Here is a 228-nt window from a genome sequence, read left to right on the forward strand (position 1 = left end):
CTGATAAGAAGATTTCTAACATCCAAGAAATCTTACCAGTATTAGAGCAAGTGGTACAACAAGGTAAACCACTTCTTATCATCGCTGAAGACGTAGAAGGCGAAGCTTTAGCTACATTAGTAGTGAACAAACTTCGTGGTACATTCAATGTAGTAGCTGTTAAAGCTCCTGGATTTGGTGACCGTCGTAAAGCAATGCTAGAAGATATCGCAATCTTAACTGGTGGCG

General features: G+C 40.4%; 1 pseudogene. It reads left to right on the forward strand.

Annotation, left to right across the window (positions count from 1 at the left end):
• Positions 1–228, forward strand: a pseudogene (gene groEL / locus SB658_RS28300) (chaperonin GroEL); the annotation flags it as partial.

It is taken from the genome of Bacillus sp. SIMBA_008, from assembly GCF_046535495.1.
In the GTDB taxonomy this organism is placed as follows: Bacteria; Bacillota; Bacilli; order Bacillales; family Bacillaceae; genus Bacillus; species Bacillus subtilis.